13 protein-coding genes are annotated in these 13,757 nt (G+C 74.2%); 5 read left to right on the forward strand and 8 right to left on the reverse strand.

Annotation, left to right across the window (positions count from 1 at the left end; translation table 11 throughout):
- The first annotated feature begins 281 nt into the window (after positions 1 to 281).
- Positions 282 to 1,046 carry a hypothetical protein gene (locus ACZ55U_RS24685; protein WP_465529015.1) on the forward strand — a complete coding sequence of 255 codons (765 nt, stop codon included), beginning with the start codon at positions 282 to 284 and terminating at the stop codon, positions 1,044 to 1,046.
- 188 nt (positions 1,047 to 1,234) lie between these two features.
- Here the strand turns inward: ACZ55U_RS24685 and ACZ55U_RS24690 are convergent, their stop codons facing one another.
- From ACZ55U_RS24690 to ACZ55U_RS24700, 3 genes are all read right to left on the reverse strand, one after another.
- Positions 1,235 to 1,804, reverse strand: coding sequence for a hypothetical protein (locus ACZ55U_RS24690; protein ID WP_465529017.1), 570 nt, complete (start codon positions 1,802 to 1,804; stop codon positions 1,235 to 1,237).
- A 180-nt stretch (positions 1,805 to 1,984) separates the two neighbouring features.
- A complete protein-coding gene (locus ACZ55U_RS24695) occupies positions 1,985 to 2,545 on the reverse strand; it encodes a GNAT family N-acetyltransferase (protein WP_465529019.1) in 561 nt (186 codons plus the stop codon).
- Positions 2,542 to 3,600 carry a LysR family transcriptional regulator gene (locus ACZ55U_RS24700; protein WP_465529021.1) on the reverse strand — a complete coding sequence of 353 codons (1,059 nt, stop codon included), beginning with the start codon at positions 3,598 to 3,600 and terminating at the stop codon, positions 2,542 to 2,544. Before ACZ55U_RS24700 ends, ACZ55U_RS24695 begins: the two co-directional genes overlap by 4 nt.
- Before the next feature lie 70 nt (positions 3,601 to 3,670).
- On the opposite strand from ACZ55U_RS24700, the gene ACZ55U_RS24705 reads away from it, so the two are divergent.
- Complete coding sequence (locus tag ACZ55U_RS24705; protein WP_465529023.1) at positions 3,671 to 4,450, forward strand: CTP synthase C-terminal region-related (seleno)protein; 780 nt, start codon at positions 3,671 to 3,673, stop codon at positions 4,448 to 4,450.
- A 7-nt stretch (positions 4,451 to 4,457) separates the two neighbouring features.
- Here the strand turns inward: ACZ55U_RS24705 and ACZ55U_RS24710 are convergent, their stop codons facing one another.
- On the reverse strand, positions 4,458 to 5,132 hold the full coding sequence (locus ACZ55U_RS24710) for a GNAT family N-acetyltransferase (RefSeq protein ID WP_465529025.1): 675 nt from the start codon (positions 5,130 to 5,132) through the stop codon (positions 4,458 to 4,460).
- Positions 5,133 to 5,233: 101 nt separating this feature from the next.
- Between ACZ55U_RS24710 and ACZ55U_RS24715 the strand changes: the two genes are divergently transcribed.
- On the forward strand, positions 5,234 to 6,496 hold the full coding sequence (locus ACZ55U_RS24715) for a sensor histidine kinase (protein WP_465529027.1): 1,263 nt from the start codon (positions 5,234 to 5,236) through the stop codon (positions 6,494 to 6,496).
- Between the two features lie 23 nt (positions 6,497 to 6,519).
- On the opposite strand, the gene coaE is transcribed toward ACZ55U_RS24715, so the two are convergent.
- Positions 6,520 to 7,122: a dephospho-CoA kinase gene (gene coaE, locus ACZ55U_RS24720; protein WP_465529029.1), complete on the reverse strand. Its 603-nt coding sequence runs from the start codon at positions 7,120 to 7,122 to the stop codon at positions 6,520 to 6,522.
- 52 nt (positions 7,123 to 7,174) lie between these two features.
- A complete protein-coding gene (locus ACZ55U_RS24725; protein WP_465529030.1) occupies positions 7,175 to 7,816 on the reverse strand; it encodes an MBL fold metallo-hydrolase in 642 nt (213 codons plus the stop codon).
- A gap of 62 nt (positions 7,817 to 7,878) precedes the next feature.
- On the opposite strand from ACZ55U_RS24725, the gene ACZ55U_RS24730 reads away from it, so the two are divergent.
- Positions 7,879 to 8,310 carry a MarR family winged helix-turn-helix transcriptional regulator gene (locus tag ACZ55U_RS24730; protein WP_465529032.1) on the forward strand — a complete coding sequence of 144 codons (432 nt, stop codon included), beginning with the start codon at positions 7,879 to 7,881 and terminating at the stop codon, positions 8,308 to 8,310.
- Here the strand turns inward: ACZ55U_RS24730 and ACZ55U_RS24735 are convergent.
- Complete coding sequence (locus tag ACZ55U_RS24735; RefSeq protein WP_465529034.1) at positions 8,293 to 10,626, reverse strand: MMPL family transporter; 2,334 nt, start codon at positions 10,624 to 10,626, stop codon at positions 8,293 to 8,295. The two genes, ACZ55U_RS24730 and ACZ55U_RS24735, sit on opposite strands and share 18 nt — an antisense overlap.
- A gap of 332 nt (positions 10,627 to 10,958) precedes the next feature.
- Positions 10,959 to 12,449, reverse strand: a complete 1,491-nt coding sequence (gene rpsA, locus ACZ55U_RS24740; protein ID WP_402224825.1) for a 30S ribosomal protein S1 — start codon at positions 12,447 to 12,449, stop codon at positions 10,959 to 10,961.
- A 414-nt stretch (positions 12,450 to 12,863) separates the two neighbouring features.
- Between rpsA and ACZ55U_RS24745 the strand changes: the two genes are divergently transcribed.
- On the forward strand, positions 12,864 to 13,751 hold the full coding sequence (locus tag ACZ55U_RS24745) for a class I SAM-dependent methyltransferase (RefSeq protein WP_465529036.1): 888 nt from the start codon (positions 12,864 to 12,866) through the stop codon (positions 13,749 to 13,751).
- Positions 13,752 to 13,757: the final 6 nt, after the last annotated feature.

Consider the following 13,757-nt stretch of genomic DNA (forward strand, 5'->3'; position numbering starts at 1 on the left):
GCATGTGGGATGCCGCTTTGCTCGCGGCGGCCCGGTGGAATAGGTTTCGACCGCCGTCGACGCAGCACTGTGCCTGGCCTCCCCTCAGTCCCGAGGCGGGGCAGCGGGGCGCGGAGCCCGACGGCCGTACGCACAGGGGAGGGACCGCGATGCCGAGTGCCCGCGACCACGGGTCGACCGGGCGGCGAAGCCGGACGGAGGGTGCCGTGCAGCAGCAGCGGCCCACGGCCGGTGCGTGCCCGCCCCCGACCCATGCCACCGGACATCCGAGGACACGTCAGTTGCGCACCACCAGAGTCGTCACCGCCACCGCCGCAGCCCTGGTCTGCCTGGGCACCCTAGCCGCCTGCGGACCGGACAACGGCGGCCAGGACGCCATGCCGCCCGCCGCCCAGGCCACCACGCCGGACACCAACCCCACCAAGCCCACCGGATCCGACAAGGGCGTCCCGGACAAGGCCTGGATGGACACCAAGAGCATCCCGATGGACGAGAGCTACCACTACACGCCGCTGGCGGCCAACGCCAAGCAGCTCTCCGGCACGGTCGCGTTCAAGGGCATGGAGCTGTGCCACGCCGCGGTCGCCAAGGACGACGAGCCGCTGTTCACCGGCGTCGCCGCCGCCAAGTCCGAGGTCGGTTTCGCCGGGGAGCGCTGGGCGGCCCAGCAGACCCTGCTGTTCCACGGCGACCCGACCCACAGCAGCGGCGCCAAGCAGAGCACCAACCTGGCCCAGGGCCGCCTGACGGAGGCGATCAAGAACTGCGCCAAGACCGCGCCCGGCGCCACCGTGAAGGTCGACAGCGCCCCCGAGGCGCCGTACTTCGCCGCCGTCCTGACCGTCCCGCAGGCCGACGGCGGCACCGTCACCCTGCACGAGTACGTGGTCAGCGACGGCGGCGTGGTCAGCGAGCTGTCCGTCTGGGCCACCACCAAGGCGGGCGCCCAGCCCAAGGACGCCTGGAAGGCCCCCGAGGACAAGTACGTCGGCTCCGGCATGTCGGCACCGATGTGCGAGGCCTTCCCGGGCTGCGACGGGCACTGACGCCACGACGGACGGCGACCGCGCACGGCGGGCATCGACCGGGCCCGCCGAGCACCGACCGCCGGGGCGAGGGCCGGCTCCCGAGGAGCCGGCCCTTTCCTCAAGGCTCCGGGACCACGGCCCCAGGCCCCTCACAGACCCGGGCCCCTCACCGTCACCGGCCCGGGCCCCTCACAGACCCGGGACCCTCACAGCCCCAGGACGCCGAGCGCGGTGGTCCAGTCACTCGCGATCGCGGCACGCGCGTCGTTCAGGCCCACCCGGCCGCCGCACACCGCGTTCTTGAGCTTGGTCTCGACGGAGTCCTTGCTCTGCGCCGGCTGGCTGCCGTAGCGCGGCTCGGGCCACAGGTTGGCCGGGTCTCGCGGGGCGCCGCCGAGCTCCAGCGGGACGAGGTGGTCCTCCTCGTAGTCCGCCGTGCTGGTGTCCGCGTAGCCGTAGGCCGCGATCTGCTGCACCTTCAGCGCGTTGGTGTAGCTGGTCGGCGGGCGGACGGTGGCCGTCCAGCCCGAGACGCAGATGGTCTGCCCGATGGTCGCCTGGGTGACGTCCGGGTTGTACGCCCCGGGGGTGCAGGACGGGTCGGGCAGCGGCAGGTACGCCTGCGAACAGCTCGTCGCGAGCGGGCGGGGCGTCGAGGCGGGGGCGGCGGCCGGGACGGCGGCCCGCGCGGTGCCGGCGGTGAGTCCGGCGGCGGCGAGCGCGGCGGCGACGACGGCCGCCGAGGCGGTGCCGGTGCGGCGGTGACGGAGCATCATGGGGAAGCACTCCTGGTCCGGCCCGGCACTCCGCCGGGCGACTGTGCTCATGACAGCACCGCGCGGCCGACCGGCGTCAGGCCCGGGACGTGAACGCCTGGTGCCCGCACCTCCACAACCGCCCCCGCCCTCCCGGGTCCGCCCCCGGTCAGCCCGTCGGACCGCCGACTCCGCCCCCGGTCAGCCCCGCCGGACCGCCAACTCCCGCTCCCGGCCCGGCCCGCCGCCGGGCACCGGCAGCACCGCCCCGGTGGGCTCGAAGCCCGCCTTCCGGTACAGCGCCTCGGCCCGGGGGTTGTCCTCGTGGACGAACAGCCGCACCCGCTCGATCCTGGGCCCGGTGAGCGACCACGCCCAGTCCTGGAGGACCCGGATCAGGTCGAGCGCCAGCCCGGTGCCGCGCGCTTCCGGCCGGACGTAGACGCCGACCACGTGCACCTGCTCGACCTCGATGACGTCGCCCTCCAGCGCGCCGTCCCCGCCGGGGTGCTCGACCAGGCCGGTCATCGTGCCGAGCCAGCGCCCGTCCTCGGCCTCCGCGACGAACTGCGCCACGTGCGGGTCCGTCGCCGCCCGGGTGGTGCGGTCCTGCCAGAACTCGTCGGGGCGGGCGGCGGCCTGCTCGTGCGTCTCCAGGAAGGCCACGGCCGCGGCCGGGTCCAGCAGCGCGTCCAGGCGGATGTCCCTGAGCCGCTGCCAGTCCTCGGTCCGTACCCGTCTGATGGTGATTCCGGTGCTCATCGCATGATCATTTCATCGGTACCATCGGCCCGCGCAAACGAATTCACCCCGCCGACCGGACCGGCGACACCCACCGGACAAGCGACACCCGCCGGACCGGCCGCGCCCGCCACCGCGACCGAACCCGCCGCCCTGGCCGCACCCGCCTCACCGGCCGCACCCACCCCACCCGCCAGCAGTCGCCCCAGCAGCGCCGCCGGCCCCTCCGGCAGGCTGCCGTGGACGAGTTCGATGCGGTGCACCAGCCGGGGCGCGGCGATCGGCGCGTACCCGATCCCGGGCGCCGCCACCGGCACCGCCTCGGGCAGCAGGGTGAGCCCGTGCCCGGCCGCCACCAGCGCGAGCAGTCCGTGCAGGTCGGTGCCCTGGTAGCGGGTGGCGGGCCGGAAGCCGTCGACGCCCGCGACCGCGCGCAGCCGGGAGGCCGAGGGGGTGAGATCGGGGGCCTCCAGCCAGCGGGCGGCACAGAGGTCGGCGAGGGCGAGTCCGCGGTGCCCGGCCAGCGGGTGGCCGGCCGGCAGGGCGACGGCGACCGGCTGTTCGGCCACCGCGAGGGTGCACAGCGGGCCGACCTCCGGCAGCGGCAGCGGGTCGCTGGGTGCGGCCAGGCCGTCGATCAGGGCGAGGTCGACCTCGCCGGTGGCCACCCGGGCGGGCAGCACGTCCTGGGCGAGTACCCGGACCACCAGGTCCACCCTCGGGTACGCCCGGCGCACTTCGCCGAGCGCGCGCCCCAGCGCCGCACCGACCGCCAGCGGGGTGGCCCCGAGCACCAGCCGGGCGCTCGGGGCGCCCGCCAGGCGCGCGACGTCGGCGCGCGCCGCCTCCAGCCGGAGCAGCAGCGGCGCGGCGTGCTCCAGCAGCCGCCGTCCGGCCGCCGTCGGGCCGACCGGGCGGCGGGCCAGCAGGGCGGCGCCGAGGTCGGCCTCCAGCGAGGCGATCTGCTGCGAGACCGCGGACTGGGTGTAGCCGAGTTCCCGCGCCGCCTCCGAGAAGGAGGCGAGGCGGGCGACGGTGACGAAGGTGCGCAGCTGCTGCGGGTCCACGGCGGTCATCAACCGATCTGATCGAAGCTTAAGGAATCATCGTTGGCGCTGATCTCGGGTGCCGGGCCAGGATAGCCGCATGACCTACCTGACCCCGCGGGTCGCCCTGGTCGGCGACCGCTCCCCCGCCGTCCGCTCGCACGCCCGCGTCCCCGGCCTGCTCGACGCCCTCGCCGAGCACGACCGCCTCGTCCTGGACGCCTACTGGATCCCGACCGGGGACGCCGCCGCGCCCGGCGCCCTGGACGGCTTCGACGCGGTCTGGCTGCTGCCCGGCAGCCCGTACCGCAGCGAGGCCGGCGCGCTGGCCGCCGTCCGGACCGCCCGCGAACGCGGCATCCCCTTCCTCGGCACCTGCGCCGGGTTCCAGCACGCCGTGCTGGAGTACGCCCGCAACGTCTGCGGCCTGTCCGGAGCCGTCCACGGCGAGGAGCACCCGGACGGGGACCAGCAGGTGATCTCCCCGCTGGCCTGCTCGCTGGTCGGCCACGAGGGGGCCGTCACGATCACTCCCGGCAGCCTCGCCGAGCAGGTCCTCGGCACCACCCGCACCCAGGAGCGCTACCACTGCGCGTACGGCCTCAACGGCGCCTATCTGGACCGGCTCACCGCGCACGGGCTGCGGTTCAGCGGCGCGGACGGCTCCGGCGAGGTGCGCGTCCTGGAACTGCCCGGCCACCCGTTCTTCCTGGCCTCGCTGTTCCAGCCCGAGCTGTCCGGCGACGGCACCCGGGCGCACCCGATGATCCGCGCGCTGGCCGTCGCGGCCGTGGCGCACGCGGACTCGGCGGCCTCCGCGGCGTCGACGGCCTCCACCACCTCCGCGGCGTCCGCCGCCCCCTCCGCCATCGGCGCCTGAGCGGGTCTCACATCGGCAGCGAGCGCAGCCGCACCGGCCCCTCCGGCCACCCGGCCCCCGCCACCAGCGGGGCCCACATGGTGCGCAGCGGCATCTCCGCCAGCCGCCCCTCCGGCTGTTCCACCGTCACCGCCCGCGGCACCTCCCGGAAGCCCAGCCCCCGGTAGAACGCGACCAGCGGCGGACGGCAGAACAGCAGCGCGTACCGGTGGCCGAGCGTGCGCCCGTGGTCGAGGGCGGCCCCGACCACGGCACGCGCGAGGCCGCCGTGGCGCCGGTCGGGCGCCACGCAGACGCCGCCGACGCCGATCACCGTCAGGTCGTTGCCGCCCACGGTGAGCGGCACCGGCACCAGCCCGGCGTGGGCGACGAGCCGTCCGTCGGCGGCCCGGACCCCGAAGTGGATCTCCTTCGACCGGAAGGACAGCCCGGTGTACGCGACGCCGTACGGGTCGTCCCCGGGGCCGAGGACCTCCTGCTGCTCGGTACGGCCGTACTGCGCGAGCCGTTCGACCACCGGGGCCTCGGCGAGCTGCGGGCCGGTCGCGGGCACGGCGGTCCCGGGCCCGGGCAGGGCGGTCCCGGCCGTGGTCACGGCCCCGGCTCCGGTCGCGGGCTCGGACACCGGCACGGCCCCGGTCGCGGGCTCGGTCTCGGCCCCGGGCGAGAAACGATCATCCATTCCGCCATGCTCTCCCCCGCCACGGCCTTTCACCAGTCCGTTCCCGGCCACTCGGTCGGACGGATCGGCCCGGCGCCGCGGCGGTGTGGAAGCATGCCCCCATGCAGCAGCCCACCGACCAGTCGGCCGCCGACCTCGCCGCTCCGCTGCCCGGCCCCCCGCTGCGCCTGCCCGGTCCCGTCCGGGCCCTCGCCCCGACCGCCCTGGTGCTGCTGGTCCTCGTCCCGCTCGCCGCCAACGACGCGGACGTCGGCCCGACCACCTCCCCGACCGTCAACGCGGTCCTGATGGCGGTCGGCGCGCTCGCCCTCGCGCTGCGGCGCCGCCACCCGGCCGCCGTCGCCGCCGTCACCCTGGTCAGCGGCCAACTCCCGCTCGCCGTCGCGCTCTACGGGCTGACCGCGCGGCGCGGCGGCACCACCCTGGTGTACGTCCTGGCGGCCCTGGCCGAACTGCGGCTGCTCATCCCGTTCGACCTCACGGGCCTCGGACCCTCCGGCGGGCTCGGGGACCTCGGGGACCTCCGTGAGATCGCCTCCCCCTCCGGGCTCGCCAACCTGATCGAGGACCCGCTGCTCTTCGGAGCCGTCCCGCTCGCCCTCGGGCTGACCGCCCACCAGCGCGCCCGCACCGTCGAGGCGCTGGCCGAACACAACCGGCTGCTCGGTGAGCGCAACCGGCTGCTGGAGGAGGCCCGCCGGCACGCCGAGGAACGCGCGGTGGCCGAGGAACGCGCCCGGCTCGCCCGGGAGATGCACGACGTCGTCTCCAACCGGGTCTCCCTGATCACCCTGCACGCCGGCGCCGGGCAGGTCGCCCAGGCCGGGGATCCGGCCGCCGTCCGGGAGACGCTCGGCCTGATCCGCACCCTCGGCCTCCAGGCGCTCACCGAACTGCGCGGCCTGCTGGGCGTGTTGACCGCCGGCGCCGACCAGGCTCCCTCGCTGGGCGCGCTGCCCGCCCTGGTCGAGGAGTCCCGCCGGGCCGGCTTGGTGGTCGGGCTGACCGTCAACGGCCCGGCCGACGGGCCCGCCGGCCCCGGTCCCGCCGTGCAGTACGCGGCCTACCGGATCGTCCAGGAGGCGCTGACCAACGCGCACAAGCACGCCCCGGCGGCCGAGGTGGCCGTCACCGTCGAGGTCGAACCGGACGGGCTGCGCCTGGCGGTGGTCAACTCCCCCACCGGCGGCGGGGGCGCCGAGCCCGCCGCCGGGCCGGCCGGTCCCCCGCGACTGCCCTCCGGCGGCCACGGCCTGCACGGCATGCGCACCCGGGCCGGCGACCTCGGCGGCACCCTGCACGCCGGACCGACCCCGGACGGCGGCTTCGCCGTCCGCGCCCGGCTGCCACGGGGCACCGCCTGAGCGGCGGCACCGACGGGCCGGTGTCAGGCCGCCGCCGCCCGCCGCGCCAGCTCCGCCCACACCTCGTCCACCCGGGCCGCCAGCTCCGCCAGCCCGCCGCCGTTGTCGATCACCAGGTCCGCGATCGCCAGCCGCTCCTGCCGGGAGGCCTGCGCGGCCATCCGTGCCCGGGCCTCCTCCTCGGTCATCCCGCGCAGCCGCACCAGCCGCTCCACCCGCACCTCGTCGGCCGCGTCCACCACCACGACCAGGTCGAACAGCGGCGCCAGCCCGTTCTCCGCCAGCAGCGGCACGTCGTGCACCACGACCGCGTCCGGCGCGGCCGCCGCCTCCAGCGCGGCGGAGCGGGCCCGCACCAGCGGGTGGACGATCGCGTTCAGCGCCTTCAGCCGCTCCGGGTCGGCGAACACGATCGCCCCGAGCGCCGGACGGTCCAGCGTGCCGTCCTCCCGCAGCACCTGCGGGCCGAACTCGGCGGTCACGGCCGCCAGGCCGTCCGTCCCGGGGGCGACCACCTCGCGGGCGATCACGTCGGAGTCCACGATCACCGCGCCGTGCGCGGCGAACAGCCGGGACACCTCGCTCTTGCCCGCGCCGATGCCACCCGTCAGTCCGATCTTCAGCATGGCGTCAGGCTACCGGCGCGCCACCGGCACCGGACAGCGGGAGACCGCCGCCTCAGCCCAGCTCCAGGCTCTCGCCCTCCCCCAGCACCGCCAGCTCCGCGCCCGTCCCGGGCCCCTCCGGCCCGACCAGCCGGGTCTGCACGGCGAGCCCGATCGGGCTGAGCACCGCCTCGTGCACCGGCACCGCCCGGCGCGGTCCGGCCTCCCGGACGTAGTCGATCACCTCGGAGGCCTTGCTCCAGGGCGCCGCCAGCGGCAGCAGCAGCGTCTCCACCGGGTGCGGCGGCACGGTGAAGGCGTCGCCGGGGTGGAACAGCCGGCCGTCGAGGAGGAAGCCGATGTTCGTCACCAGCGGGATGTCCGGGTGGATCTCCGCGTGCCACTCGCCGTGCACCGAGACTCCGAGCCCGCCGATCTCGAAGGCGTCGCCCTCGCCGACCGCGCGGACCCGCCGCGCCGCGCCCTCCAGCCGCGCGGCGACGGCGGCGTTGGTCCACACCCGAAGCGCCGGGTCGGCGGCCAGCGCGGCGCGCAGCCGGGACTCCTCGAAGTGGTCCATGTGCTCGTGGGTGATCAGGACGGCGTCCGCCCCAGCCAGTGCGCCCGGGTCGGTGAAGGACCCCGGGTCGATGACCACGGTGGTGTCCCCGTGCTCGACGCGTACGCAGGCGTGTCCGAACTTGGTGATTCGCATGACGAAAACTATACAGCAATGCTGTACAGCTATGCTGAACATATTCCCGGTAGACTCGTCCCATGACCAGCCGAGACCCCCACCCGGACACCCTGGAACTCGCCGCCGACCTGCGCGCCGCCCTCGGCAGCCTGGTCCGCTCCCTGCGCACCGGCGACGAACTGCCGCAGAACCAGGCCGCCGTGCTCGGTCTGCTGGTCCGCGACAAACGCTCCTGCACGGTCGCCGAACTGGCCGAGCTCCAGCGCGTCCGCCACCAGTCGATGGCCCGCACCGTCGCCCTGATGACCGAGGCCGGACTGGTCACCCAGCAGCCCCACCCCACCGACGGCCGCAAGCAGCTGATCGCCGCCACCGAGGCCGGCCGCACCGCCCTGCTCGACCAGCGCGCCCGCCGCGAACACCACATCGCCACCGCGATCGAGTCCCGGCTCAGCCCCGAGGAGCGGCGGCAGCTGCGCGCCGCGGTCGCGCTGCTAGACCGGCTGAGCTGAGCCCACCAGGCCCTGGGCCGCGCCCTTGGGCTCGGGCACCGGCGAAGCGGCTACTCCGGCGCGCGGCGCGGGAATCGCCACCGGGCCGAGCTCCGACCCGATCTCCGCCCCGGGTTCCGGCGCGAGCCGCGACCCGCCCCCCGGACCGGCCTCCGCCCCCGTCTCCGGCCCGAGCTCCGGCAGCTCGACGTGCTCGCTCAGCCCGAACCGCCGGTGCAGCCGCCGCAGCGGGGCGGGCGCCCACCAGTTGAACTCGCCGAACAGGCTCATCGCGGCGGGCACCAGCAGGCAGCGCACCAGGGTGGCGTCCACCGCGACGGCCACGGCCAGCGCGATGCCCATCTGCTTGACCATCAGCATGTCCCCGAGGGCGAACCCGGCGAAGACGATCACCATCAGCATCGCCGCCGAGGTGATGATCCGGCCGCTGCGCTGCACGCCCAGCTCCACCGCCCGGACGCAGCCGTGCCCGCGCAAGGTCAGCTCCCTGATCCGGGAGAGCAGGAACACCTCGTAGTCCATCGACAGCCCGAAGGCGAAGGCGAACACCAGCACCGGGATGAAGGTCTCCAGCCCGCCGGTCGGACTGAACCCGAGCAGCCCGCTGAAGTACCCGTCCTGGAACACCAGGGTCAGCGCGCCGAGCGAGGCGCCCAGCGAGAGCAGGTTCATCAGCAGCGCCTTGACCGGCATCACCACCGAGCCGGTCATCAGGAACAGCAGCACCAGCGTGCCCAGCGCGACCAGGCCGAGCGCCCACGGTCCGCGCGAGAGCAGCTCGTCCTGGAAGTCCACCACCGAGGCCGCGCCGCCGGTGACGTAGGTGGTCAGCCCGGCGCGGTCGGCCCGCAGCTCCTCCACCACCCGCTTGGCCGACGCGCCCTGCGGATCACCGGGCACCAGCACGTCGACGGTGGAGACCGCCTCGTTCACCGGGGTCACCGCCCGCACCCCGCTCACCCCGGGCAGCTTGGCGACGACCTCGTCCGCGTACGCCTGCGCCACCTTCGCGCCGCCCTCGACCACCACCGTGACCGGCGCGGCCGAGGCCTGCGGGAAGCGCTGGTCGACGGCCTCGGCGACCTGCCGCCCGGCCGAGGAGGCGGGCAGCACCGCCGCGCCGGAGCTGCGCATCTCGGCGTGCAGGAACGGCGCCCCGGCCGCCATCAACAACGCCACGGAGGCGAGGGTGACCGCCACCGCCCGCTTGCGCACCCGGCGCACGGTCCGGCTGAAGAACCCCTCGTCCGCGACGGGCGCGGCGGGCGCCTTGATCCGCGCCCCGGCGAAGCCGAGCAGCGCGGGGATCAGCGTCAGCGCGGCGGCGACGGCGATCACCACCACGCTCACCCCCGCCGCCGCCACCGCGCCGAGCACCGGGCTGGTGAAGACGAACAGGCCCGAGAGCGCGACGGCCACCGTCAGCCCGGAGAAGGCCACGGTGCGCCCGGCGGTCGCCGCGGTCCGCTCCACGGCGGCGGCGATGCCCGCGCCCTGGCCGCGCTCCTCACGGAAACGATTCACCATGAGCAGCGCGTAGTCGATGGAGAGTCCGAGCCCCAGCACCGTGGCGATCGGCAGCACGCTGGTGTCGATGTCCATGATCCGGCTGAACCCGAACATGGCCAGCAGCGCGCCGCCCACCGAGGCCACCGCCCCGATCACCGGCAGCGAGGCCGCCGCCAGCCCGCCGAAGACCAGCACCATGACGATCAGCGTGAGCGGCAGCGTCACCATCTCGCCGAACCGGGTGTCCTTCTCGGTCTGCTGCTTGACCTCCTGCTGGAGCACCAGGTCCCCGCCGACCGTGACGTGGGCGCCGCCCGCCCCGTCCAGCGCCGCGAGCCGCCCGGTGACGGCGTCGGTCTGGGCGCTGCTCGCGCTGTCCGCCATCCGTACGGTGACCAGGCTCGCCGTCCCGTCGGCGGAGCGCAGGGCGGCCGGCTGCGGGCCGGGGCCGTACGCGTCCAGCGCGGAGGAGACCCCGGGCAGGGCGGCGATCTCGGCGGTGGCCCTCTCCACGGCGGCCTTCACCGCCGGATCGTCCACCGGCCGGCCGTCCACCACGGCGGTGACGGTGCCCTTGGCCGGATCGGCGGCGGCGACCACCGCGGTGCCCCGGTCGGCCTCGGCGGTGGCGGAGGAGGCCCCGGCCACCGAGCCCTCGAAGACCCGGCCCCCGATCAGGACGCCGACCACCAGGACGACGGCCCACAGGCCGAGCACCCAGCGGCGGTGGCGGAAGCAGAACCGGCCGAGGGCCGCGAGCCGGCCGCCGACCACGGCGGTGGGGGCGGCGGAGGAGGGATTGCGCATGAGGAGCCTTTCGGGCAGCTCCCCTCAATCTAGGCGCAACCCGAACTCCGGCCTATAGATGGGCAATGAGCCCCATCTCACACTTTCCTTCACATAACGAACATATAAGTCGGCGCGGCATAAAGCATCGCGGAAAACGAAATGCGCCGCACGGAACGACCACCCGAAACGTAGCCACCCGAAACGAACCGCGCGCACGGGGCCGCGTGGACCGAGGCCCCGCGAACGCGGCCCCACGAAACCGAAGCAGCCCCACACAAGCGAATGGGCCCCACCCGGAAGTTCCGGGTGGGGCCCACCGTCTAGCTATCGGCTAGCGGGAAGCGAGAGCCTCAGCTCTGGCCGCCGGCCAGCTTCTCGCGCAGGGCGGCCAGGGCCTCGTCGGAGGCCAGGGCGCCCGAGCCCTCGTCGCTGCTGGACGAGTAGGAACCACCGGCGGCAGCGGCGACGGCGTCGCCACCCTCCTCGGCGGCCTGGGCGTCGGCCTCGCGGCTCTTGATGACCTGGGCCTGGTGCTGCTCGAAGCGGGCCTGCGCCTCGGCGTACTGGCGCTCCCACTCCTCGCGCTGCTTCTCGAAGCCGGGCAGCCAGTCGTTCGCCTCGGGGTCGAAGCCCTCCGGGTAGATGTAGTTGCCCTGGTCGTCGTACGAGGCGGCCATGCCGTACAGGGTCGGGTCGAACTCGACCTCGGCCGGGTTGGCACCCAGGGCCTCGTTGGCCTGCTTCAGCGACAGGCTGATGCGACGGCGCTCCAGGTCGATGTCGATGACCTTGACGAAGATCTCGTCGCCGACCTGGACGACCTGCTCCGGGATCTCGACGTGGCGCTCGGCCAGCTCGGAGATGTGGACCAGACCCTCGATGCCCTCGTCCACGCGGACGAACGCACCGAACGGAACCAGCTTGGTGACCTTACCCGGGACGACCTGACCGATCTGGTGGGTCCGGGCGAACTGCTGCCACGGGTCCTCCTGGGTCGCCTTCAGCGACAGGGAGACGCGCTCGCGGTCCATGTCCACGTCGAGAACCTCGACGGTGACCTCCTGGCCGACCTCGACGACCTCGGACGGGTGGTCGATGTGCTTCCAGGACAGCTCGGAGACGTGCACCAGGCCGTCGACGCCACCCAGGTCCACGAAGGCACCGAAGTTGACGATCGAGGAGACGACGCCGGAGCGCACCTGGCCCTTCTGCAGGGTGGTGAGGAAGGTCTGGCGGACCTCGCTCTGGGTCTGCTCCAGCCAGGCACGGCGGGACAGGACCACGTTGTTGCGGTTCTTGTCCAGCTCGATGATCTTGGCCTCGAGCTCCTTGCCCACGTAGGGCTGGAGGTCGCGGACACGACGCATCTCGACCAGCGAGGCCGGGAGGAAGCCGCGGAGGCCGATGTCGAGGATGAGACCACCCTTGACGACCTCGATGACGGTACCGGTGACGATGCCGTCCTCTTCCTTGATCTTCTCGATCGTGCCCCAGGCACGCTCGTACTGAGCGCGCTTCTTGGACAGGATGAGACGACCCTCCTTGTCCTCCTTCTGGAGAACCAGGGCCTCGATGTTGTCACCGACGGCGACGACCTCGTGCGGGTCAACGTCGTGCTTGATCGAGAGCTCGCGGGACGGGATGACGCCCTCGGTCTTGTAACCGATGTCGAGGAGGACCTCGTCACGGTCGACCTTCACGATGACGCCCTCGACGATGTCGCCATCGTTGAAGTACTTGATGGTCTCGTCGATCGCGGCGAGGAACGCGTCCGCGTCGCCGATGTCGTTGACCGCGACCTGCGGGGTGGTGCTGAGGGAGGAGTCGGTGGGGCTCGTCATTAGGAAAAGGGCTCCGGTACGGACATGAAAGTCGTAGGTAATGCCACGCGGAGGGCCCGTATCGCTCCCACCGAAAGCCGGACAGCCAAGAACACGGCGCACCGGGATTCCCGTACCACGAGAACCGGCGTCCGTCTTGCGACCGTGGGGTCTTCGACAGATGCGAGCGCGACCTGCTCCGTCCGAGGCGCGCAGGCCCGCAGCGCAACTTGTAGCATACGGGGACGGCCAGGCACGGTCAATGCCGAAGGACGGCAAGACGGTGGAGCCTGGTACGGATCAGGCCATATCCTCCGATTGCGCGCCTCGCGACGGCGCCCGCAGGGGCCCTTTCCCCGGATGCCACCACCAGGAGCCGGGCCCCTCACGGGACGGTTCTCGGCAGCGGCGCTTCCGCACTCCATACCCTACGCGATGGGCATTGTCACCGTGGCCACCACCCCCCAGCCGGACCTGCACGATCTTGACACCTCCACCGCGCACGACACGCGGGCCGAGGAGGAGGACGGCGACGACGCGGTCCGCCGCGAGGCCGGCACCGGGGAGAGCAGCCGGGCCAGCCGGCACTGGTGGGACCGCAACGCCGACGAGTACCAGGACGAGCACGGCGAGTTCCTCGGCGACGACCGCTTCACCTGGTGCCCCGAGGGACTGGACGAGGCGGACGCCCACCTGCTCGGCCCCGTCGAGGGCAAGGACGTCCTGGAGATCGGCGCCGGCGCCGCCCAGTGCTCCCGCTGGCTCGCCGCCGCCGGAGCCCGGCCGGTCGCCCTGGACATCTCCTACCGCCAGCTCCAGCACTCCCGCCGGATCGACCTCGGCCGCGGCACCGCGCCCGTCCCCGTCGTCCAGGCCGACGCCGCCGTCCTGCCCTTCGCCGACGCCTCCTTCGACCTCGCCTGCTCCGCCTACGGCGCCGTCCCGTTCAGCGCCGACACCGAGGCCCTGATGCGCGAGGTGCACCGGGTGCTGCGCCCGGGCGGGCGCTGGGTCTTCTCGGTGACCCACCCGATCCGCTGGGCCTTCCCGGACGAGCCGGGCATCGAGGGCCTCACCGCGATGTCCTCCTACTTCGACCGCACCCCGTACGTCGAACAGGACGAGCGGGGCCGCGCCACCTACGTCGAGCACCACCGCACCCTCGGCGACCGGGTCCGCGAACTCGTCGCCGCCGGCTTCCGGCTGGTCGACCTGGTCGAGCCGGAGTGGCCGGCCGGGCTGGAGCAGGAGTGGGGCGGCTGGTCCCCGCTGCGCGGGCGGCTGATCCCCGGCACGGCGATCTTCGTCACCGAGCGGGGCTGAGCCGTC

The sequence above is a fragment of the Kitasatospora sp. NPDC034533 genome, assembly GCF_055575155.1.

Bases quoted from the DNA above. Each gene is read 5' to 3' on its own strand.
- ACZ55U_RS24710 (WP_465529025.1), bottom strand. From the start codon at position 5,132: ATGGATGATCGTTTCTCGCCCGGGGCCGAGACCGAGCCCGCGACCGGG.
- coaE (WP_465529029.1), bottom strand. From the start codon at position 7,122: ATGCTGAAGATCGGACTGACGGGTGGCATCGGCGCGGGCAAGAGCGAG.
- rpsA (WP_402224825.1), bottom strand. From the start codon at position 12,449: ATGACGAGCCCCACCGACTCCTCCCTCAGCACCACCCCGCAGGTCGCG.
- ACZ55U_RS24725 (WP_465529030.1), bottom strand. From the start codon at position 7,816: ATGCGAATCACCAAGTTCGGACACGCCTGCGTACGCGTCGAGCACGGG.
- ACZ55U_RS24730 (WP_465529032.1), top strand. From the start codon at position 7,879: ATGACCAGCCGAGACCCCCACCCGGACACCCTGGAACTCGCCGCCGAC.
- ACZ55U_RS24690 (WP_465529017.1), bottom strand. From the start codon at position 1,804: ATGATGCTCCGTCACCGCCGCACCGGCACCGCCTCGGCGGCCGTCGTC.
- ACZ55U_RS24715 (WP_465529027.1), top strand. From the start codon at position 5,234: ATGCAGCAGCCCACCGACCAGTCGGCCGCCGACCTCGCCGCTCCGCTG.
- ACZ55U_RS24745 (WP_465529036.1), top strand. From the start codon at position 12,864: ATGGGCATTGTCACCGTGGCCACCACCCCCCAGCCGGACCTGCACGAT.
- ACZ55U_RS24705 (WP_465529023.1), top strand. From the start codon at position 3,671: ATGACCTACCTGACCCCGCGGGTCGCCCTGGTCGGCGACCGCTCCCCC.
- ACZ55U_RS24695 (WP_465529019.1), bottom strand. From the start codon at position 2,545: ATGAGCACCGGAATCACCATCAGACGGGTACGGACCGAGGACTGGCAG.
- ACZ55U_RS24700 (WP_465529021.1), bottom strand. From the start codon at position 3,600: ATGACCGCCGTGGACCCGCAGCAGCTGCGCACCTTCGTCACCGTCGCC.
- ACZ55U_RS24735 (WP_465529034.1), bottom strand. From the start codon at position 10,626: ATGCGCAATCCCTCCTCCGCCGCCCCCACCGCCGTGGTCGGCGGCCGG.